General features: G+C 27.4%; 19 protein-coding genes. 16 read left to right on the top strand and 3 right to left on the bottom strand.

The features are described 5' to 3' along the window. Window position 1: 1 nt before the first annotated feature. The 12 genes from ABGT36_RS11345 (at window position 2) to ABGT36_RS11290 (ending at window position 13,227) form a co-directional block, all read left to right on the top strand. The gene (locus ABGT36_RS11345) at window positions 2-622 is read left to right on the top strand and encodes a sugar transferase (protein ID WP_346678067.1); all 621 of its coding nucleotides are present in this window, start codon (window positions 2-4) and stop codon (window positions 620-622) included. Continuing rightward, window positions 619-1,503, top strand: a complete 885-nt coding sequence (locus tag ABGT36_RS11340; RefSeq protein ID WP_346678065.1) for an NAD-dependent epimerase/dehydratase family protein — start codon at window positions 619-621, stop codon at window positions 1,501-1,503. Before ABGT36_RS11345 ends, ABGT36_RS11340 begins: the two co-directional genes overlap by 4 nt. Further along, on the top strand, window positions 1,500-2,693 hold the full coding sequence (locus ABGT36_RS11335) for a glycosyltransferase family 4 protein (RefSeq protein ID WP_346678063.1): 1,194 nt from the start codon (window positions 1,500-1,502) through the stop codon (window positions 2,691-2,693). The genes ABGT36_RS11340 and ABGT36_RS11335 overlap by 4 nt, the downstream gene beginning before the upstream one ends. Then, on the top strand, window positions 2,690-3,733 hold the full coding sequence (locus ABGT36_RS11330) for a nucleoside-diphosphate sugar epimerase/dehydratase (protein WP_346678061.1): 1,044 nt from the start codon (window positions 2,690-2,692) through the stop codon (window positions 3,731-3,733). Before ABGT36_RS11335 ends, ABGT36_RS11330 begins: the two co-directional genes overlap by 4 nt. Further along, window positions 3,733-4,899 (top strand): glycosyltransferase, encoded by a 1,167-nt coding sequence (locus tag ABGT36_RS11325; RefSeq protein WP_346678060.1) that lies wholly within the window; start codon window positions 3,733-3,735, stop codon window positions 4,897-4,899. Before ABGT36_RS11330 ends, ABGT36_RS11325 begins: the two co-directional genes overlap by 1 nt. A gap of 13 nt (window positions 4,900-4,912) precedes the next feature. Continuing rightward, window positions 4,913-6,013, top strand: coding sequence for an EpsG family protein (locus tag ABGT36_RS11320; protein ID WP_346678058.1), 1,101 nt, complete (start codon window positions 4,913-4,915; stop codon window positions 6,011-6,013). Between the two features lie 90 nt (window positions 6,014-6,103). Then, on the top strand, window positions 6,104-7,072 hold the full coding sequence (locus tag ABGT36_RS11315; RefSeq protein ID WP_346678056.1) for a polysaccharide pyruvyl transferase family protein: 969 nt from the start codon (window positions 6,104-6,106) through the stop codon (window positions 7,070-7,072). Between the two features lie 4 nt (window positions 7,073-7,076). Further along, a complete protein-coding gene (locus ABGT36_RS11310; protein WP_346678054.1) occupies window positions 7,077-8,144 on the top strand; it encodes a glycosyltransferase family 4 protein in 1,068 nt (355 codons plus the stop codon). A 326-nt stretch (window positions 8,145-8,470) separates the two neighbouring features. After that, window positions 8,471-9,538: a TDP-N-acetylfucosamine:lipid II N-acetylfucosaminyltransferase gene (locus ABGT36_RS11305; RefSeq protein ID WP_346678052.1), complete on the top strand. Its 1,068-nt coding sequence runs from the start codon at window positions 8,471-8,473 to the stop codon at window positions 9,536-9,538. A 25-nt stretch (window positions 9,539-9,563) separates the two neighbouring features. Beyond that, the gene (locus ABGT36_RS11300) at window positions 9,564-10,994 is read left to right on the top strand and encodes a lipopolysaccharide biosynthesis protein (RefSeq protein WP_346678050.1); all 1,431 of its coding nucleotides are present in this window, start codon (window positions 9,564-9,566) and stop codon (window positions 10,992-10,994) included. Window positions 10,995-11,007: 13 nt separating this feature from the next. After that, window positions 11,008-12,102 (top strand): acyltransferase family protein, encoded by a 1,095-nt coding sequence (locus ABGT36_RS11295; RefSeq protein WP_346678048.1) that lies wholly within the window; start codon window positions 11,008-11,010, stop codon window positions 12,100-12,102. Between the two features lie 12 nt (window positions 12,103-12,114). Further along, complete coding sequence (locus ABGT36_RS11290; protein ID WP_346678046.1) at window positions 12,115-13,227, top strand: DegT/DnrJ/EryC1/StrS family aminotransferase; 1,113 nt, start codon at window positions 12,115-12,117, stop codon at window positions 13,225-13,227. Window positions 13,228-13,902: 675 nt separating this feature from the next. Here ABGT36_RS11290 and ABGT36_RS11285 read toward each other — a convergent pair. Further along, window positions 13,903-14,415 (bottom strand): transposase, encoded by a 513-nt coding sequence (locus ABGT36_RS11285; RefSeq protein ID WP_346678647.1) that lies wholly within the window; start codon window positions 14,413-14,415, stop codon window positions 13,903-13,905. A gap of 428 nt (window positions 14,416-14,843) precedes the next feature. Between ABGT36_RS11285 and ABGT36_RS11280 the strand changes: the two genes are divergently transcribed. From ABGT36_RS11280 to wecB, 4 genes are read left to right on the top strand one after another with little or no spacing between them, the layout of a single operon-like run. Next, the gene (locus tag ABGT36_RS11280) at window positions 14,844-15,614 is read left to right on the top strand and encodes a formyltransferase family protein (RefSeq protein ID WP_346678044.1); all 771 of its coding nucleotides are present in this window, start codon (window positions 14,844-14,846) and stop codon (window positions 15,612-15,614) included. 28 nt (window positions 15,615-15,642) lie between these two features. Next, entirely contained in the window at window positions 15,643-16,671 is a 1,029-nt protein-coding gene (locus ABGT36_RS11275; protein WP_346678042.1) for an ATP-grasp domain-containing protein, read from the top strand. Window positions 16,672-16,675: 4 nt separating this feature from the next. Then, on the top strand, window positions 16,676-17,824 hold the full coding sequence (locus ABGT36_RS11270) for an NAD-dependent epimerase/dehydratase family protein (protein WP_346678040.1): 1,149 nt from the start codon (window positions 16,676-16,678) through the stop codon (window positions 17,822-17,824). 2 nt (window positions 17,825-17,826) lie between these two features. Then, the gene (gene wecB / locus ABGT36_RS11265; RefSeq protein ID WP_346678038.1) at window positions 17,827-19,011 is read left to right on the top strand and encodes a non-hydrolyzing UDP-N-acetylglucosamine 2-epimerase; all 1,185 of its coding nucleotides are present in this window, start codon (window positions 17,827-17,829) and stop codon (window positions 19,009-19,011) included. A 167-nt stretch (window positions 19,012-19,178) separates the two neighbouring features. Here wecB and ABGT36_RS11260 read toward each other — a convergent pair whose 3' ends face one another. Together ABGT36_RS11260 and ABGT36_RS11255 are read right to left on the bottom strand one after the other, a co-directional pair. Further along, complete coding sequence (locus tag ABGT36_RS11260; RefSeq protein ID WP_346678036.1) at window positions 19,179-20,108, bottom strand: M15 family metallopeptidase; 930 nt, start codon at window positions 20,106-20,108, stop codon at window positions 19,179-19,181. 423 nt (window positions 20,109-20,531) lie between these two features. Beyond that, window positions 20,532-21,452 (bottom strand): Rpn family recombination-promoting nuclease/putative transposase, encoded by a 921-nt coding sequence (locus ABGT36_RS11255; RefSeq protein ID WP_346678034.1) that lies wholly within the window; start codon window positions 21,450-21,452, stop codon window positions 20,532-20,534. Window positions 21,453-21,506 lie beyond the last annotated feature (54 nt).

Genomic DNA, 21,506 nt, shown 5'->3' with positions numbered 1-21,506 from the left:
GATGTATAAAAAGGGGATAAAAAGAATTATTGATTTTATTTTATCGCTTTGTGGATTGATAGTATTAAGTCCAGTATTTCTAATTTTGTGTGTCTGGATAAAATTAGATAGTAAAGGACCAATATTATTTAAACAAAAACGAGTTGGTATCAATAAAACATATTTTAATATTTATAAATTCAGAACGATGTATATTGATACACCAAAAGATATGCCAACTCATATGTTAGCAAATCCTGATCAGTATATTACTAAAGCGGGACATTTTCTCAGAAAGACATCATTAGATGAATTACCACAGATACTTAATATTCTAAAAGGCGAGATGTCAATCATTGGACCAAGACCAGCTCTTTGGAATCAGGATGATCTAGTGGCTCAAAGGGATAAGTATCACGCTAATGATGTAAGACCAGGATTGACCGGTTGGGCACAAATAAATGGTAGAGATGAATTAGAAATACCAGTGAAAGCAAGATTAGATGGAGAATACGTGGAACGTATCTCTTTTTTATTTGATGTTAAATGCTTCTTTGGAACTATTTTGTCAGTTATTAAATCAGATGGAGTAGTTGAAGGAGGAACTGGAGAATTACATAAAAAAGATGGTGATATAACATGAAGAAAATATTAATAACTGGAGCTAATAGTTATATCGGTACATCGTTTGAAAAGTATATCGAAGAAAACTATTCAGATGATTATCATATAGATATATTAGATATGATAAATCCAAATTGGAAAGAATGTGATTTTAGTGGATATGATTCAGTCTTTCATGTTGCTGGAATAGCTCATGCAGACGTAGGACATGTAAGTGAAGAGAGAAAGAAACTATATTATCTGGTCAATTGTGATTTAGCATATGAAACTGCAATAAAAGCTAAAAAGTCAAAAGTAAAACAATTTATCTATATGTCATCGATTATAGTTTATGGGGAAAGTGCACCCTATGGAAAGAAAAAGTTAATAACCAAAGATACAAAACCTAAACCGGCCAATTTTTATGGTGACAGTAAATTACAGGCAGAAATAAAATTAAAAACATTAGATGATGATAACTTTAAAATATGCATCTTAAGACCACCAATGATATATGGACCTGGAAGTAAAGGGAATTATCAGATGTTATCAAAACTGGCCAAAAAATTACCAGTATTTCCAGATATCAAAAATGAAAGAAGTATGCTTTATATAGGTAATTTATGTTATTTCATAAAAGAATGTATTAATAAGGAAAATAGTGGAATCTATTTTCCGCAGAATGAAGAATATGTATCAACATCAAAGATGGTACAAGAGATAGCAAAAGCAAATGGAAAGAATATACACCTAACAAAGTTATTAAATCCATTTGTTTTTATATTATCTAAATTTCCAGGAAAGATTGGTGGCATGTGTAATAAAGCATTTGGAAATATGAGTTATGAGTATCAGGGACAAGAAAGAAATGTTCAATATTCGTTAAATGAATCGATACATCTAACAGAGGTACGTTTATGAAGATATTGATTGTATCACAGTATTTTTATCCTGAAAATTTCAGGATAAATGATCTTGCTTTAGAATTAAAAAAAAGAGGACACAATATTACTGTTTTAACAGGCTTGCCTAATTATCCAGCTGGTGAATATTTTGATGGATATAATTTAAATGAAAATTGTGATGAAATATGGAATGAAATACCAATTTATCGCTGTAAACTGTATCCAAGGAAAACAGGCTCATTAAATTTAATTAGAAATTATCTAAGTTTTGTTTATCAAGCAAACAAAAAAGCAAAAGAGTTAGTCAATCATGATTTTGATTTAATATATGTTTTTGAAGTATCACCAATAACAGTAGTTTTACCAGCAATAAAAATAAAAAAGAAAAAGAAAATTCCTATTATTGTAAATATCCAAGATTTGTGGCCAGAAAATATTATTGCGGTTACTGGTATAAATAATTGTGTCATTAATTTTATTATCAATAAACTAGTTAGTTATATCTATAAATACAGTGATATTATCTTAGCAGCTAGTCCTAGTTTTGTCCCAAAAATACAAAAGAGAGTAAAAGATATAGATAAAGTTAAGTATTGGCCTCAATATTCTGTGGTAAATAAAACAGATGGAGAAGTATCTTTTTATAACAAAAATTATTTTAATATAGTATTTACTGGAAATATTGGTGAAGCTCAGGGAATTGATATAGCAATAGAAGCTGCTAATCAATTAAGAGATACAAAAATACGTTGGCATTTTGTAGGTGATGGTAGAAATAAAGGTAATATGGAAATGTTGGTCAAAAAGTATAAACTTGAAAATATCGTAAAGTTTTATGGATTTAAACCAGAAAATGAAATTCCTAAATATCTTAAAGATGCAGATGCCGCATTATTGATACTCAAACCTAATCCTGTGTTTGAAATGACAATACCAGCCAAGTTGCAAACATACTTAGCATGTGGTGTCCCTATAATTGGATGTGTAAGTGGCGAAGGAAAAAGAATAATTGAAGAATCTAAGGCAGGAATTGTAAGTAAAGAAATATCTGTACAGTCTCTGGTAGAAACATGTGATAAATTTATTTCTTTAGATAGGAATGAGTTAGAAGATTACAAAAATAAAGCCTATATATATGGGATGCAAAATTTCAATAAAAATGTACTTATTGATGATTTAGAACAAATGATGGGGGAAATAATATGACATTATTTAAAGATAAAATATTACTCATTACAGGTGGAACTGGTTCCTTTGGTAATGCAGTATTAAACAGATTTCTAGAAACTGATATCAAAGAAATTAGAGTATTTTCTAGAGATGAATTAAAACAAGATAATATGAGACATGAGTATCAGGCTAAATATCCTGATGTTTTTTATAAACTTAAGTTTTATATCGGTGATGTCCGTGATATAAACAGTATCAAAAATGCAATGCATGGCGTTGATTATGTTTATCATGCAGCAGCTTTAAAACAGGTACCATCTTGTGAGTTCTTTCCAATTGAAGCTGTTAAGACAAATGTCTTGGGAACTGAAAATGTCTTAACTGCAGCAATTGAATGTGGAGTTAAAAGAGTAGTATGTCTATCAACGGATAAAGCTGCTTATCCGGTTAATGCAATGGGAACAAGTAAAGCAATGATGGAAAAAGTAATCGTAGCTAAGTCTAGAACAGTAGACCCAGATAAAACAGCAATCATGTGTACAAGATATGGAAATGTATTGGCATCAAGAGGTAGTGTGGTACCTCTTTTTATTAACCAGATAAAAGAAGGAAATGATTTAACGGTAACAGATCCAACAATGACAAGGTTTATCATGACACTAGAAGAAGCAGTAGATTTAGTGTTATTTGCATTTGAAAATGGAGAAAGTGGCGATATTTTTGTTCAAAAAGCACCTGCTTGTACAATTGAAGTATTGGCAAAGGCGGTAAAGGAATTATTTAATGCTGATAATGAAATTAAGGTAATAGGAATTAGACATGGAGAAAAGATGTATGAAACATTACTTACTGATGAAGAATGTGCCAATGCAATAGATTTAGGTAATTTCTATCGAGTACCAGCAGATAAAAGAGATTTAAACTATGATAAGTATTTCTTTGAAGGTATTGAAAAAAATACATTAACACAGTTCAATTCAAATAACACAAAATTGATGACATTACAAGAAGTAAAAAATAAATTATTAGAAGTAAAATTAGTAAGAGATGAATTAAAAGACTGGGAGACTAAATAATGTCTAGAATATTATTTATTAACTCAGTATGTAATGGATCAACTGGCACAATTTGTAAAAATCTTTACAAAGCTGCTGTTGAAGCTGGACATGAGTGTTGTATTGCATATGGAAGAGGAGAAGCACCAAAAGAATTTAAAACAATTAAAATAGGTAACAAACTAGATATCTATTTACATGTATTAAAAGCTAGATTATTTGATGCGAGTGGATTTGGCAGTAAAAAAGCCACCAAGAAGTTTGTTAAAAAGATTGAAGAATTTAAGCCAGATATTATACATTTACATAATATCCATGGATACTATGTAAATATTGAAATATTATTTAAATATTTAAAAGAACATCCTGAAATAAAGAAGATATGGACCTTACATGACTGTTGGGCTTTTACTGGTCATTGTCCACATTTTGAGTATGAAAAATGTGAACAGTGGAAAAATGAATGTAAAAAATGTGTTAGAAAAAATGAATATCCAAAATCATTAATTGATAAATGCAATAGAAATTATTGGTTAAAAAAATTTTTATTTACTAATGTAGATAATTTAATGTTAGTAAGTCCTAGTAATTGGTTAAGAAATTTAATAATTGATTCATTTTTTAAAGATTATCCAATCAAAGTAATTAACAATGGGGTAGATACGACTATATTTAAGTATACTAAATCAGATATTAAAGAAAGATATGGTATTAAAGGAAAAAAAGTAATATTAGGTGTTGCTTCGGTATGGGATAAAAAGAAAGGGTTAGATATATTTATTGAATTATCGAAACAATTGGATAATAATTATCAAATTGTTTTAATTGGGCTCAATAAAAAACAGATAAAAAAAGTTCCTAGTAATATTATTGGAATTACTAGAACAGAAAATTTTCAGGAGTTAGTTGAGTGGTATAGTGCAGCCGAAGTATTTTTTAATCCAACGTTAGAAGATAATTATCCAACAGTAAATTTAGAGGCGATTGCATGTGAAACACCGGTGCTAACATTTGATACTGGTGGAAGTTTAGAAAGTGCTCACTTGAGTAGTGATTCAAGGATTTTAAAAGAAGAGATAAGATTATTTTCTGTCATTATGCAATCAACAAAATTGCCAAATATAAATTTAGAAAAAATATCAATAAAAGAAATGACGGAAAAGTATAACAATATTTATTGCAGATAGAAGGAATTAAATTATGAGTTTGTATATATGTTTAATTGTTTTTTTATTAGTAACTGGAATAATTACAGAATTATCAAAAAAAAAATTTAAGAGTATTCTTTTTAAAATAAATGCTTTATTGATGGGGATAATGTTAATTTTTAGGTTTGGACAAGGTAGTGATTACTTTTCGTATATGTATATTTATTCGGTATTGGGAAAGTCAAATTCTTTAAATCAAGCAATTAACTATCCCATTCATAGTGAAAAGTTATGGAAAGCTATAAATTATATCTTTGCTAAAATGGGGGTTTCGTATGAAATATTTATATTAATTCTTTCTATTTTTCTTTTTGCAAGCTTTATATATACAATTAATAAATATGTTAATAATTATAAAATATTATCGTTAATTCTTTCTTTTCACTCAATTTACTTGGTTTATTATATGTCTGCTATAAGACAAGGGTTAGTCTTAGCAATCTTTTTTACTGTTTTATTAGACCTATTTATGAATAAAAAATATATTGCATATATTTTTGGTGTTACAATATGTTCATTTATACATACTAGCGCTTTAGCACTATTAATAATTTTGATAATTCCAAAATTGAATAAAAAAATAATATTTTATCTATTTAGTGGCGGTATATTAATATCTTCATTTGTGATATTTAGTAATGGATTGATAAATATTATTAATACAGTTTTTTTACAATTTCTTGAACGTTTAGTAATGTTAGCAATTATAACTTATTTATATCACAAAGCAACAAGCATAGATAGGGTGACAAAAAATTTCTATTATATTTATATGATAGGTTTTATTTTATATTTAGTGTTAATAGGTAATCATTTATTATCTGCTCGAGGTACTATGTATTTTAAAGCTATAGAAATATTAATTATTCCTAAACTTTTAACAAAGAATAATGTTTCAATAGATAGATTGATAGTTTATTTTGGCATGTGTGTAATGATATTTTTTTTAACAGCAAAAAATATAAACGCTTTTTTAGATGAAGGAAATTATTATTCAAAAGAAATAGTTAATTATCATTACGTAACTATATTTAATTCTGATGATATATATAAGTATAGACAAATAAGGTATGACATTAAAGATTTGTATTAACGAGAAAGGAGAAATTAAGAAAATTACTAAAATTACATATGACAAGTTCTATTATTTGCTATGTGTTTGTTTGTAATTTTTTTGTTAATTATGAAAAGAATAAAAGATTTAATTATATTACATGATCCAGGTTTATCTAGTTACAATATAGGAGATGAAATTATTTCTACCTGTATTAGAGAAGAATTGAGTAAGGTGATTAATAATAAAACTGTTTTATCATTATCAACTCATTTACCTTTAAGTTACAGATATTTAAGAACAATTAAGAGTCCTAGATATCAGTTTGTTTGTGGCAGTAATCTTTTAAAATCTTCATTTTTAGGAATTAAGCGACAATGGGATATTACTCTTAGAAATTCAATTTACATCAACAATTTGATTTTAGTAGGTGTTGGAATATGGCAGTACAATAATAAGATAAATATGTATACAAAATTATTATATAAAAGAATTTTATCTAAAAAATATCTTCATAGTGTTAGAGATGAATATACAAAAGATAAACTAAAATCTATAGGTATAAGTAATGTTTTAAATACTGGATGTCCAACATTATGGAGGTTTACGTCTGAGTTTTGTGAGAAAATCAATCAAAAAAAATCAAAAAATGTTATTTTTACTATTACAGATTATAATCAAGATTTTGATAAAGATATAGAAATGATTAATATTTTATTTGAAAAATATGATAAGGTTTATTTTTTTCCACAAGGAGGGGGAGATATAGAATATTTAAAGAAGTTGGGATATCGTGATAAAGTTATATTAATTCCTCCCTCATTAAAAGCATACGATAACTTTTTAAAAAATAATAATGATATAGATTATATTGGAACAAGATTACATGGCGGAATTAGAGCAATGCATTTTTATCGTAGATGTATCATAATTTCAATAGATAATAGGGCTAAAGAAATGTCTGATAATTTTAATCTTCCTATTTTAGAAAGGGAAGAAATAGGCAAATTATTATCTATGATCGATACCGATATTCTATACGATATTAAAATACCGACTGAACAAATAATTAAATGGAAGGAACAGTTTTATGGATAATAATGTGTTATTTGTTTTAGACGGACCATCCCCTTATAGAGTAAAATTTTTAAATTTATTATCTAAACAGATGAATATTTTTGTTGTTTTTTCTGCTTCAAAAACTAAACAGCGAGTTGATGGATGGTTAACAACTAGAAATATAGATTTTGATTATATTGTATTAGATGATAAAAACTGTGAGGAAAACAAATTTTCTTTAAAATTAGTTAAATTTTTGATGAAAAATAGATTTAAGTCCATTGTAATATGTAATCCTACTAATTTGTCTAGTATTTGTGGTATGTATTATTTAAAAATAAAAAGGATTAATTATTCAATTGAGATTGACGGGGCATTTTATAGAAAAAATTTCATAAAAAATATTATAAAGAAATCTGTTTTCTATAATGCTAAATATGCTCTTTCTCCTAATTATTTATCTGATATATATTTAGTAAAAAACGGAGTGAAATATGAAAATATTATACGATATCCTTTTTCTAGCTTAATGGAAAAAGATATTAAAAATATATCTATAAATGATAAGGTTTTAGCTAAGACTCGTATCGGTATTAAAAATAAATTGACATTACTTTTTGTTGGATCGTTTTCTGTGAGAAAAAATGTTTTAAAAACAGCAGAATTGCTTATGAAATTAAAATATATTGATTTTCAAGCCCTTTTTATTGGTGCTGGTCCTTTAAAAGAGGAATTATTGTCCTTAACTTCTAAAGATAGTAGAATAGCAATAATTAAACATATGGATTATGAAGATTTAAAACAATATTATAATGCTTCAGATATTTTTATTTTATTAACAAACGAAGATATTTGGGGATTAGTTATTAATGAGGCCCTTTCTCATGGATTATTTTGCATAACAACATCTAGATGTGGAGCTGCTCAAGAATTAATTCAAAATGAAAAAGTTGGTTATATTGTCAAAGATTTAACAGAATATGAAATTGAAAAAGGAATAAATCAGTATTTGAAAAATAAAAACCGAGTGATTCCAGAATGTATTAAAATAGCAAAAGAATATACAATTGAAAATATGGTAAAGAAACATATAGATTTATTTATGGACTAATATCAAATTGTTTAAATAATTTTCAAAATAATGTAAGTATTATTTTGAAAATTATATTTTATTGTGCTGAATTCCATTATGTTTTTAAGAATAAAAGAAAGGATATGTTAGTATTTAGGAAACTAATTATATATAATTGATAGTTTTATCATGTGTATTATAAAATCTAAATCATCAAATATGAAAAAATATATAATTATTATATTATCTTTATAATAATTATTGTTTAATTAAGATGGTTATATATTAAAAATATAATGAAGATTAAAATAGCTACATCATTTATGTAGTGTGTATTACAAATTACTGCAATGAGGTGAGATTTAATGAACAATCACAATAGAAAATATATTCATGTATTAGGGCATAAGGATAGTTCATGTAAATTTTATAGAGACTTAATAAAAATTTATACAGAATCGAATATGTTTGATTTAAATAATTATATTTTTGTGACCCCTTATAAATCTGTATATGATGAAATATTTAAATTTTATAAGAATATAATTTTTCTTGATAAAAAAAATATTTTTAAAACTTATTTAAATTATAATAATATAATTATTTTGCATTCAATAACATTTAGTAAATTACGAATTATTTTTACAAGAAAAAGTGCGCTTAAGCATTGTATTTTAAGAACCTGGGGACATGATATTAACAGGTCTCAAAATACATTGAAGTCACGAATAGGAAATTATTTTTATAGTAAAAAATTAAAATATTTTTTGGCAATAGGTTGTTCTAATCTTGTTGATATGATAAATGTTAAGCAATATGTGAGTAAAGAAATGAAGACAATTCATTTATCATATACCTATCTTTCAAAAAATCAATTTAATTATTTATGTGAGATAAAAAGCAAGTATAACCCAAATAATACGAAGTATAGAGTAATTATAGGACATTCTGGAGATAAAGCTGATAATCATAAGGCAATTATAGATGATCTATTAAAATTTACTAATAGGGATATAGAATTTATTTTCCTACTGTCATATGGAGATAAGAATTATTGTAATGAGCTTAAAGAGTATATTTATTTGACTTTGAGAGATAATGCTACTATTATTGAACATTTTATGTCTTTGAATGAATATGTAAAATTAATTAAATCAGTAGATGTTATTATCCTAGATTCGCCGTTTTCGTCATCATTAGGAATGTTGTCGTATGCTATTTTTTTTGAGAGAAAGATTTATGTTAATAGAAATGGGATAATTGGTAAAGCAATTAAAGAATGCAATGCAGAAATCAATTATACTGATGAGTTGAGTACAATTACATATAATGAATTTATCAAACCAAAATTTGATAAAAAATTAATGGTTCTTCATAATATAAGACCTGTAGAAGAAATAGCTCAAGGATGGAAAAAAATAGAAAACTTATAAACGGAAATGTAGGAGGAACTAATAATTGAATAAGATAATTTCAAATTTAATATGGAGATTTAGTGAAAGAATGCTAGCACAAATAGTTACTTTTATTGTTTCTATTGTTCTTGCTAGATTACTTTCACCAGAAGAGTATGGTACAGTTACATTAATAATGATATTTATTACTATAGCTGATGTTTTTGCAAATGCAGGCTTTGGAAATGCATTAATACAAAAATTGAATGTTGATAATATTGATTATTCATCAGTTTTATATGTTAGCATTGTTGTTTCAATTATATTGTATATTATTCTTTATTTTGCAGCACCATTTATAGGTGCTTTTTATAATGATCAGACAATTTGTACTGCATTAAGAGTACTGGCATTGAGAATACCTATAGCTTCATTTAATTCTGTTCAACAAGCTTATGTTTCCAAAAATATGATGTTTAAGAGATTTTTCTTTTCTACATTATTTGGAACCTTGTTATCAGGTATCATCGGTTGCATAATGGCTTATTTAGGTTTTGGAATATGGGCATTAATTGCTCAATATTTAGTAAATACAATTGTAAATACATTAATATTGTGGTTTACAGTAAAATGGCGACCAAACTTGGTATTTTCATTTAAAAGAGTAAAATCATTGTTCTCATATGGGTGGAAATTGTTGGTTTCAAGTTTATTAGATACAGGCTACAATCAATTGCGAAGTTTAGTGATAGGTGTACGTTATAGTTCATCTGATTTAGCTTATTATAACCGTGGTCAACAATATCCGCAATTATTAGTAACTAATATTAATGCTTCTATAAGTAGTGTTCTTTTTCCTGCTATATCTCAAAATCAAAATGATCTAAACGTGGTTAAAAATATGACAAGAAGGGCAATCAAGACAAGCTCATACATATTATGGCCATTAATGTTTGGATTGGCAGTTGTATCTAAACCTTTAGTATCGTTAATGTTAACTGATAAGTGGTTACCATGTGTTCCATTTATCCAAATTGCATGTTTTACATATGGATTTTGGCCAATTCACACAGCAAATTTAGAGGCTTTAAAGGCTATTGGACGAAGTGATTTGTTTTTGAAATTAGAGATAGTTAAAAAATGCTTAGGTGTATTTTTACTTGTGGTGTCAATGAATTACGGTGTTATGGCAATCGCATTAAGTCTAGTTGTTTCAACTGTGGCGAGCAGTCTAATTAATTCTTATCCTAATTCAAAATTATTAAATTATAGATATACTCAGCAGATTAAGGATATGGCACCAAGTATTCTATTATCAACTATGATGGCTATAATAATATATCCTCTCAAGTATGTTATTGAAAACTCACTAATACTGATTGTTGTTCAAGTTACACTAGGAATGGCGATATATATTGTGTTTTCAGCATTGCTAAAATTAGAATCCTATACATATATGTTGAATATTATTAAAAATATTAAAATAAGTAAATAGGGGGATTACTAAATTGGATAATCAAAAGAATGTAAATTTATATAAATCAAGAAATTCTAATATTGAATTACTTAGAATACTGATGATGATTATGATTATTGCTCATCATTATGTTGTAAATTCGGGTATTACTGAGATGTATGATTTTAATAATATAACTGGTAATATGATTTTCCTACAAATATTTGGTTTTTCTGGCAAGACAATGATCAATGGTTTTTTGTTAATAAGCGGTTACTTTATGGTAAAACATAAAACATCGTTAAAAAAAATTATTCGATTGTTTTTTCAAATTAAATTTTATGTTTTTGTTATCTATATAATAATGATAATTATTGGTATTGAAACGTTATCTATTAAGTCAGTATTAAGTGCAATTTTTTCATTAATAAAAAATGTAAATGTTGGATTTACAGCAACATTTTTTTTATTATATATTATCATGCCATTTTTAAATAGATTTGTGATGAGTATTGATAGAAAGCAATATATATTTTTATTGGTGATTTTATTTTTCTTTTACACGTTGATACCTACTTTTTTTATTGTTAATGACACATTTAATGAAATAGGCTGGTATATAACTGTATATTTGTATGGAGCATATATAAGGTTGTATATGGATGATTTAAAATTATCAGGGAAACAATCTTTGATTATTATCGTAATAAATATAGCCTTAATTATCGCAAGTATTTTATGCTTGGATTATTTAAATTATAATCCATATCACATGGTGACGAATGCTAATAAATTGTTTGCTGTTACATTATCAATATCGCTTTTTTTTATTTTCAAAAATTTACATATGGGGTATAACAAAGTAGTTAATATGCTAGCACAGGCTACTTTTGGTGTTTTATTAATTCATGCTAACAGTAATGCAATGAGGGAATTTTTGTGGGTTAAATTATTAAATGTTACTAGTCTGTATGAATCGGATTATTTAGTTTTTCATGCTATCATTAGTGTTTTGGCTATATACACTATATGTAGTGTAATCGAATTACTTAGAATAAAATTTATAGAGAAGCCATTTTTAAACTATATTTGTAATACAAAAATATATCATAAAGCTAATAATCTTTTTAATTTATTATGGAATTAGTAGGAGGAGAATATGAATAAGAATATAATGGTTACAAGATCATCAATGCCTTCATTAGAAGAATATACTGATGAAATTAAGGATTTATGGGATTCACGCTGGTTAACAAATATGGGTGTGAAACATAAAAGGTTAGAAAAAGAATTAAAGGAATATTTAGATGTAGAGAATATATCGTTGATGACAAATGGTCATCTATCTCTAGAGTTAGGAATACAGGCAATGAATTTAAGAGGTGAGGTTATAACCACACCTTTTACTTTTGCCTCAACTACACATGCAATTGTTAGAAATGGATTAAAACCAGTATTTTGTGATATAAACCCAAATGATTATACAATGGATGTTACTAAGATAGAATCACTGATTACTGATAATACATCTGCAATAATACCAGTTCATGTTTATGGCAATGTATGTAACGTTGAAGAAATTGACAGGATTGCTAAGAAATATGATTTGAAGGTAATCTATGATGCAGCACATACTTTCGGTGTTAAATACAAAGGAAAGGGTATAGGGTCTTTTGGTGATGCTTCAATGTTTAGTTTTCATGCTACCAAAGTATTTAATACCATAGAAGGTGGAGCTGTATGTTATAAGGATGAATCATATGGAAAGGAATTGTATAAGCTTAAGAATTTTGGAATCAAAAATGAGACCGTGGTTGATGGAATAGGTTCTAATGCAAAGATGAATGAATTCCAGGCTGCTATGGGTCTTTGTAATTTGAGACATGTAGATAATGAAATAAAAAAGAGAAAGATAGTGGTAGAAAGATATCAAGAAAATCTAAACAGTGTAGATGGTATAAAACTTTCACCTGTTCAAAAAAATGTAGAATCAAATTATGCCTATTTTCCTATTGTAATTGATGAAAAGAAATTTGGAGTAACAAGAAATGAGATTTATGAAAAATTAAAAAAGCATAATATATTCGCAAGAAAATATTTTTATCCACTCACAAATACATTTGATTGTTTTCATGGAAAGTATGATATTAATCAAACACCTGTTGCATTGCATATATCTAAGCGTGTTTTAACATTACCTTTATATGCAGATTTAAATTTAGATGAAGTAGATAGAATATGTAGAATTATAATGGCTTGTAAAGAAGGATAAGTGTAGAAAATAGTTTGATCAAATCATGGTTTAAACAAGTCTGATTTTGTTTATTGTAAACAGAATATCATTTAGGAATATCCTTAATTAACGATGTGTCAATTTCCTATGATTTTGGAAATTCTAGTGGAGAGTCGACTGTATAATTGTTTTTATTCTTCTTGATTTAAGCTTTGGATTCTTAAAGGATTCATAATCTGATGGATTGAATTTTTCACCGGTAAGAATCATGTGGTAGATACATACAAGCATTATTCTTGCAATAGCAATGATAACTTTCTTGTGTCCTCTTCTCTTTTTGATTCTTGAATATTTTTGATCAAAATAACCATTCTTTTTTTTTCACTTACAAGTGCACATTGCACTAACAACGGTTTGGGATATTGTCCTGCTTTGCTGATACAAATCGATTTTTTCTTTCTTTCGCTCTCATTATTCGCAGGAGCAAATCCAGCCCAGTTGCATATCGTTTTCAAATTGATTTATGTAAACAACGATTTCTGAAACGATAAAGAATGGGTGAAATAAGTTAAATGCCATCTATTTCTGTAATATGCAGGAAATTATAAAAGCATTTAGAAGTACATTTGTTAATTTCAACTTCAACAGCTTCAATATGTTTATTAAGTCCTGCATATGTAATTTAATTTCAGTCATCTTAAAATGCTGATCAGGTTATATTTTGGGATTTTTAAGAGATTCAATAATCTCGTCTTTGTTTTTGTAATTTCCATTAATAAGTTTCGAAATCTTGTTATAGTCAATAACTTCATTTATGATGGCTTGGGCAGTTTTACCAGAGGAATCGGATACAACAGAAGCTGGAGCAATACTAGAAACTGTCATTGAGTTTTGGAAACGATTACGTTCAGAAGAACGCATACTAATCAGTTTATAGCGATAACGGGAAAGCTCTCGCAATTCACGAATATCTGTCGGTGTAATGAAAGATGCTTTAAGAAGATTGTGCTTAAAAAGATCACAAATCCATTTGGAATCTTTTTTGTCGGTCTTCTTACCTTTGATAGCCTTGACATATTTAGGATGAACAAGGACAATGTTTATTTTCTTTTCAGTCTCAAGAACATTGAAAACTGGAATCCAGTATTTGCCGGTAGATTCCATGTAAGTTTCAAGGCATTCATGGTCAATAAGCCAGTTTTTAAGATTATAGAGATCAAAATTAATAGATGTATATTTGTTTTTGAATATATTCAGTTTTTACCAGTATGATGTTCGGTAATACCAATAGTAATAACGATAAGGTTTTTGTGAACAACAAGACCAATACAAATGAAACGATGAATTATAAGCGTAAAAATACTCCTTTAAAAAAGGAGAAGTGGCATTAATTTTCAGTTAGATAAACATTATTTTAGGTGATAAAACAATTATAAGTGTTCGGCTCTAGGTCCTACTAGTTTGTGCTTGAAAGACTGATGGCTATTTATAAAAATAGAGGATATTCTACATTAGATAGAATTACTTACTCACCTCCACGTGCCATGTAGTATACCATCTCTTTTTTAGGGTACTACAAAAACGATTGGAGTGGAATTATTTTTGATGAAATGTTTGTGTCCGATTGACGTAGACGGACGGAAATGGAGGTAAAGATGGAAAAGAAAAAAATAGTAATTTTTGGTGATTTACCAATTGCGACTAAAGTTGCGATTGGAATAAAAAAAATGGATGGAGTAGAATTGTTGGGTGTAGTTATAGGAAACGATAAACCACATAATAATGATCCATGGAAAGAAGTAGAATGTTTAGAAGTATATGCAAAAAAAAATAATATTAAAATTTTTACTATGAGAGAATTGACGGATAATTTTGAAAATTATTCATTAGATTTAGGGTTGTTGTGTAGATTTAGTAAAATTGTAAAAGATGATATTATATCTTTATTTAAATATGGAATGATAAATATGCATGGTGGTTTATTACCAGAGTTTGCAGGATTATACAGTTGTAATTATTCCATTTTGTTTGGTTCAAAATATGGAGGTGGGACGTTACACTTCGTTGATAAAGGAATAGATACTGGGAATGTAATTAAAAGATGTGAATTTGAAATTACTGATGATGATACAGGTTTTACAGTGTTTCAAAAAACACAAAAGGTTTTATATGAAGGAATGATGGAGATTATACCATTAGTATTAAATGCAAAAATCGAATCAATTCCAATGCAACAATTGATAGAAAAAGGATATGAGAGTAGATATTTTAATAAAAAAAGCATTAATTTATACAAAGAAGTCTCTAAGGATGAATTATTCACCGAAAAAGGTATGAGAAAAATTAAAGCATTTGATTTTCCAGGATATGAGCCTGCATATTGTATGATTGAGGGAAAAAAAATTTACTTAAGAACAGTTAAATAGTTAGTTTTCAAAACAAGAGAGGTATACTATGAATATATTATTAACATCTGTAGGAAGAAGAGGTTATCTAGTACAGTATTTTAAAGAAGCATTAAATGGTTTAGGAAAAGTATATGTTTCAAACAGCGATAGTAATTCAGCAGCTTTTAAATACGCCGATGAATATGTTGTATCACCATTAATATATGATAATCATTATATAGATTTTTTGTTGAATTATTGCAAAAAAAACAATATAAAATTACTTATATCATTGTTTGACATAGATTTATATGTTTTAGCCTGCAATAAATCTAAATTTGAAGAGATAGGTGTAAATGTAGTTGTATCGGATAAAGAATTTGTAAAAATATGTAATGATAAATGGCTTACTTACAATTATTTAAAAGACAATAAAATTGAAACACCAAAAACCTTTTTATCAATCGAAACAGCGATAGAAGCCTTGAAAAATAATGAGATTAGTTTTCCTTTGATAATTAAACCTAGATGGGGGATGGGATCATTAGAAATCTTTACCGCCGATAATGAAAACGAATTACGAATATTCTATAATAAAATAAAGCGTGACATATGGAATAGTTATTTGAAATATGAGTCTAATCAGGACAGAGATAATTGTGTAATTATTCAGAAAAAAATAAGTGGCGATGAATATGGCGTTGATCTAATTAATGATTTGGATGGAAATCATATTAGCACAATTATTAGAAAAAAAATAGCAATGCGTTCAGGAGAAACAGATGCTGCTGAAATTGTAGAGAATAAAATGATTAATAATATGATGTCAAAACTTGCAAAAATTTCTAATCATATAGGTAATTTAGATGTTGATATATTAAAAGATGACAATGATAAATATTATATACTTGAAATGAATGCGAGATTTGGAGGAGGATATCCTTTTAGTCATTTAGCAGGCGTTGATTTACCATTGGCTTTAATAAAGTGGTTAAATAATGAAAAAGTAGATATAAAATTATTAACTGCAAAAGTTGGGGTAATTGGACGAAAAGATATAAAAATTATTCAAATAAATAATTCTATTAGGAGGTAATAGAATGAAAGTATTGGTAACTGGTGCTAATGGTTTTGTAGGAAAAAATCTTATTAGTACATTAAAAAATATCAAAGATGGAAAAGACAAAACTAGAAATATTAATATTCAGGATATATTTACTTATGATATTGATAATACTATTGATGATTTAAAAAAATATACAAAGGATTGTGATTTCGTTTTTCATCTTGCAGGTGTTAATCGTCCTAAAAATATTGAAGAGTTTTATGAAGGCAATACTAATTTTACAGAATTATTATGTGCTTCATTAGAGGCTCATAATAATAAGTGTCCAATTTTAATCAGTTCATCTATTCAGGCTAAGCAAAGTAATGATTATGGAAAAAGTAAAAAAGAGGGAGAACAGATTTTAATTAGACATGCGATGAATATTGATACAAAAGTCTATATTTATAGATTAGCAAATCTGTTTGGTAAATGGTGCAGGCCAAACTACAACAGTGTTGTTGCAACATGGTGTTATAACATAGCTCATGATCTAGATATTCAAATTAATAATCCAAATACTAAATTAGAATTATGTTATATTGATGATGTAATTGATGAGTTTTTGAATGCATTGGAAGGTCATCCAACTATTAGTTTTGGAGAATATAACAAGGTACATCCTACTTACGAAATTACTTTAGATGAATTATCAAAGCTGATTTATTCATTCAAAGAACAATCAAATACATTAATTATGCCTGAAATATCAGATGATTCATTAGAAAAGAAGTTATATAGTACTTATTTATCATATCTACCAAAGGAAAAAGTGTCTTTTCCTTTGAAAATGAATATAGATGAAAGAGGAAGTTTTACGGAATTATTGAAGACAGAAAAATGTGGACAGTTTTCTGTCAACATATCCAAACCAGGTATTACTAAAGGTCAACACTGGCATCATAGTAAATGGGAGTTCTTTATTGTCGTAAGTGGTCATGGGTTAATCCAGGAAAGAAAGATAGGTAGTGATGAAGTTTTAGAATTTGAAGTATCAGGAGATAAGATAGAAGCGGTACATATGTTACCAGGATATACTCACAATATTATAAATCTATCTGACAGTGAAGATCTTGTTACACTTATGTGGGCTAATGAGCAGTTTGATCCTAATCGTCCAGATACCTATTATGAGGAGGTTTAATAATGAGTATCAATACAGATTATTCAAATATTAAATGGCAAGAAAATGGAAAGTTAAAACTATTAATTATTGTTGGTACTAGACCAGAAATTATTAGATTAGCTGCTGTAATTAGTAAATGTAGAAAGTATTTTGACTGTATATTAGCGCATACCGGTCAAAATTATGACTATAATTTAAATGGTATTTTTTTTCATGATTTAAAATTAAAAGATCCTGATGTCTATATGAATGCAGTTGGTGATGATTTGGGCGAAACAGTAGGTAATATTATTAACTGTTCTTATAAACTGATGAATCAAATCAAACCGGACGCTTTATTGATTTTAGGTGATACTAATAGTTGTTTAAGTGCAATTAGTGCTAAAAGATTACATGTTCCTATCTTCCATATGGAAGCAGGTAACAGATGTAAAGATGAATGCCTACCTGAAGAAACAAATCGAAGAATTGTTGATATTATTAGCGATGTCAATCTGGCATATAGTGAACATGCCAGAAAATATCTTCATGAATGTGGTCTGCCTAAAGAAAGAGTATATGTAACTGGTTCACCAATGGCAGAAGTATTACATAATAATTTAGAACAAATTAAAGAATCAGATATATTAGAAAAACTAAATCTAAAAGAAAAAGGATATATTTTATTAAGTGCTCATCGAGAAGAAAATATTGATACGGAGAAGAACTTTTTATCACTATTTAATGCGATAAATAAACTGGCAGAGAAATATGATATGCCAATATTATATTCATGTCATCCAAGAAGCAAGAAAAGGCTTGAAGAATCAGGGTTTAAACTAGATTCTAGAGTAATACAGCATGAACCACTAGGATTTCATGACTATAATAATTTACAGATGAATGCATTTGCAGTAGTAAGTGATAGTGGAACATTACCAGAAGAAAGTTCATATTTTACAAGTATCAATAGATCATTTCCAGCAGTATGTATAAGAACAAGTACGGAAAGACCGGAAGCATTGGACAAAGGATGTTTTATCTTAGCAGGAATAGATGAAAAATCATTATTACAAGCGATAGACACAGCAGTAGAAATGAATAAGGACAATGATTTAGGGATACCAGTACCAGATTATGTAGAAGAAAATGTAAGTACAAAAGTAGTGAAACTAATTCAATCATATACTGGAGTAGTTAATAAAATGGTTTGGAGAAAATATTAATTTAAATCGTTTTTTCAAGAAAAGTGTGTTAATTATTTTAAATGTTATTTATTGCTGGAAAATATGATTATATTTTTTGACAATCAACGTACAATTACAGTCATACTTAAACAGGTTAGAGTGTAAAAAACTGTGAGGCTGAGCCGTACGCTCTCAACCTACACAGTTTATTTTGTACTACTCATTTCGATATATTCTTCAAATGTAAGACCGCTTTGATAGATTTTTTCAGCAGTTTCTTTACCGACATAACGCATGTGCCATGGTTCATAACCATAGTTTGTGATATTAACTTTATCTTTAGGGTATCTTAGGATAAAGCCATATTTATAACCATCACTAACAATAAAATTTCCAATATCACTATTAGCAACTTGTTCAGTTAAACGATTACCGGTTAATTGATTAGATATATCGATTGCTAATCCTAACTGATGTTCACTTCTACCTGGATAAGCACTATATAAAGAGGCATATTCTTCCCCGTATATTTCTACTTGTCGTTGCCAATATAGGGCTTGGGTATCATTTGTTCTATATCCGGAAATTATATAACAAGTAATTCCTTGATTTTTGGCTGCTTGATAAAATGCTTCAAAAGCTTCAGCAGCCTCTTTTCTTAATTGTTGGCTAGAACCGGCAACTTCAACTAAATCATTAGGTACCCAACCAGATGGGATTTGATGAGTTTTATTAACTAATGCCGTAATACTTTCAGGATTAGTTATAGTCTCAGGAATAAGATCAGTTGGATTAAAAATTCCATTTTCATATGTTCTAACAACATCAACGATCATTGTTTTAGCTTCTTGATTTGAATTAGTAGTATCTTCTAGTGAGTATGTTACTTCATAAGTTCCTAGCTTAGATGTATCGATAGTGTTATATTCGATTGCATCGGTATTTCCACTAACATAATCTAAATAGTTAATTGTTGCATATTGATTTACTTGAATTCTAGAACTGTTTAATGTAAAGGCTTTTTGTTTTGTTGGTGATTGTTCTTGAGATTTTTTGTGTTCTTTATTAGTGGAACAGCCACTTAGTAATAGTAAGAATACTAACATTAATTTGATACTTATTGATGTTACTTTCATTATCTAATTACCTCCAATTTTATTTACATAATGTTACTTTTAATAAATTAGAATTAAGTTTTAATATCTATGAAAAACACCAATGATAATATTTAGCTAGGAGCTAGATATTAAAAATCATAGGAGATTGTTATATAAAAGCTATAAATAGTTTATCATGTAAATTATAAAAATGTAAATATTATATCCTTATTGTAATAATATATAGAAATATGCTTTAAAAAATTATAAAAAAGTTATTAGATAGGATGCATTATTAGTAAATATTGTTTAAGAAGGTATAAGGTGGTTTGTTATAGATTAGAATGATTATTAATAGTTAGGTTTTAAAATTAATAATATAATTGTTTTATATTATTTGTTACAAAGTTATTCAAAATTAAAAGCCACTAATTAATTAGTGACTTTCTGGCTCATAGTTATCTAATTAGCAATTTTTTTGTTTATGATACCTTTAATTTTATCAAGTGGTTCTTGATCTAAAAGCATTGTAAAAATTATATCTAATTGTTTTTTAGTCAAGTTATTTAAAATATTAGTATCTTCGTGAGGATAAAAATGTTTAAATATTTGTTTTGTTTTTTGTAAGGTTTCTTTATTAACACCCAAGTTAATGCCTTGATTATAGAAATTCATTAATGATTCACACATATCCACTTTCTCTCCTTGCTCTAAGATAATATTTTTTAAAACCTCATTTTCTTCATTAACTATGCTAGCTGCTATGATTGCAATATCTCTATCTATTACTAGACCTTTTAATCTCTCTAGATTCCCTTTAAATTTATAGATTAATTGAATAGTCTTGATTAAATCATAGTTTTTCTTTTCTTTAAATAAATGATAATCAATATCCAATACATTTACTACTAGTATTGAAAAGTTACTGGTAGATATTTTTTCTATGTCTTGAACTTTAAAGAAATCATAAAGATTGTCATAGTTTTGCCAGCGATGTTCACCCCAGTTTATAACTGCAGAGCTAACTTTCATCAATTCATTATCGTTAGATAAATTGTTGATCTGTCTTTGATAAAGAATTGAATCGTAAGACATACATCTAAAAAGCATAAATCTGTCATTTTGCTTCTGGTTTTCAATACCGATTAATTTAGATTCATTACCATTAGTGTATTTGAAAACAATATCTCTTCTAAGTTCGATTTCTTTAATGAAACTATGATCTTTGATTACGGTAGATATTTCACTGTCATAAATAATCAGATATTCAGGATCGATAACCGGAAGACCGCTATACAAAATGACATTAACTAAATCAGCGAAATAACGAGGATTTTTAAAGAAATCCTTTAAAACAATGTCGTTTTTAAAAATACTAGCCATAAAATAAACTCCTTTGATGATATAAAGAATAGAAAATATTTTATAGTTAGAAAA

Source organism: Erysipelatoclostridium sp. An173 (assembly GCF_963931465.1).
Taxonomy (GTDB): domain Bacteria; phylum Bacillota_I; class Bacilli_A; order Erysipelotrichales; family Coprobacillaceae; genus Thomasclavelia; species Thomasclavelia merdavium.
Note: the sequence above shows the minus strand (reverse complement) of the source record. Positions and strands in the feature narration are given on the sequence as shown.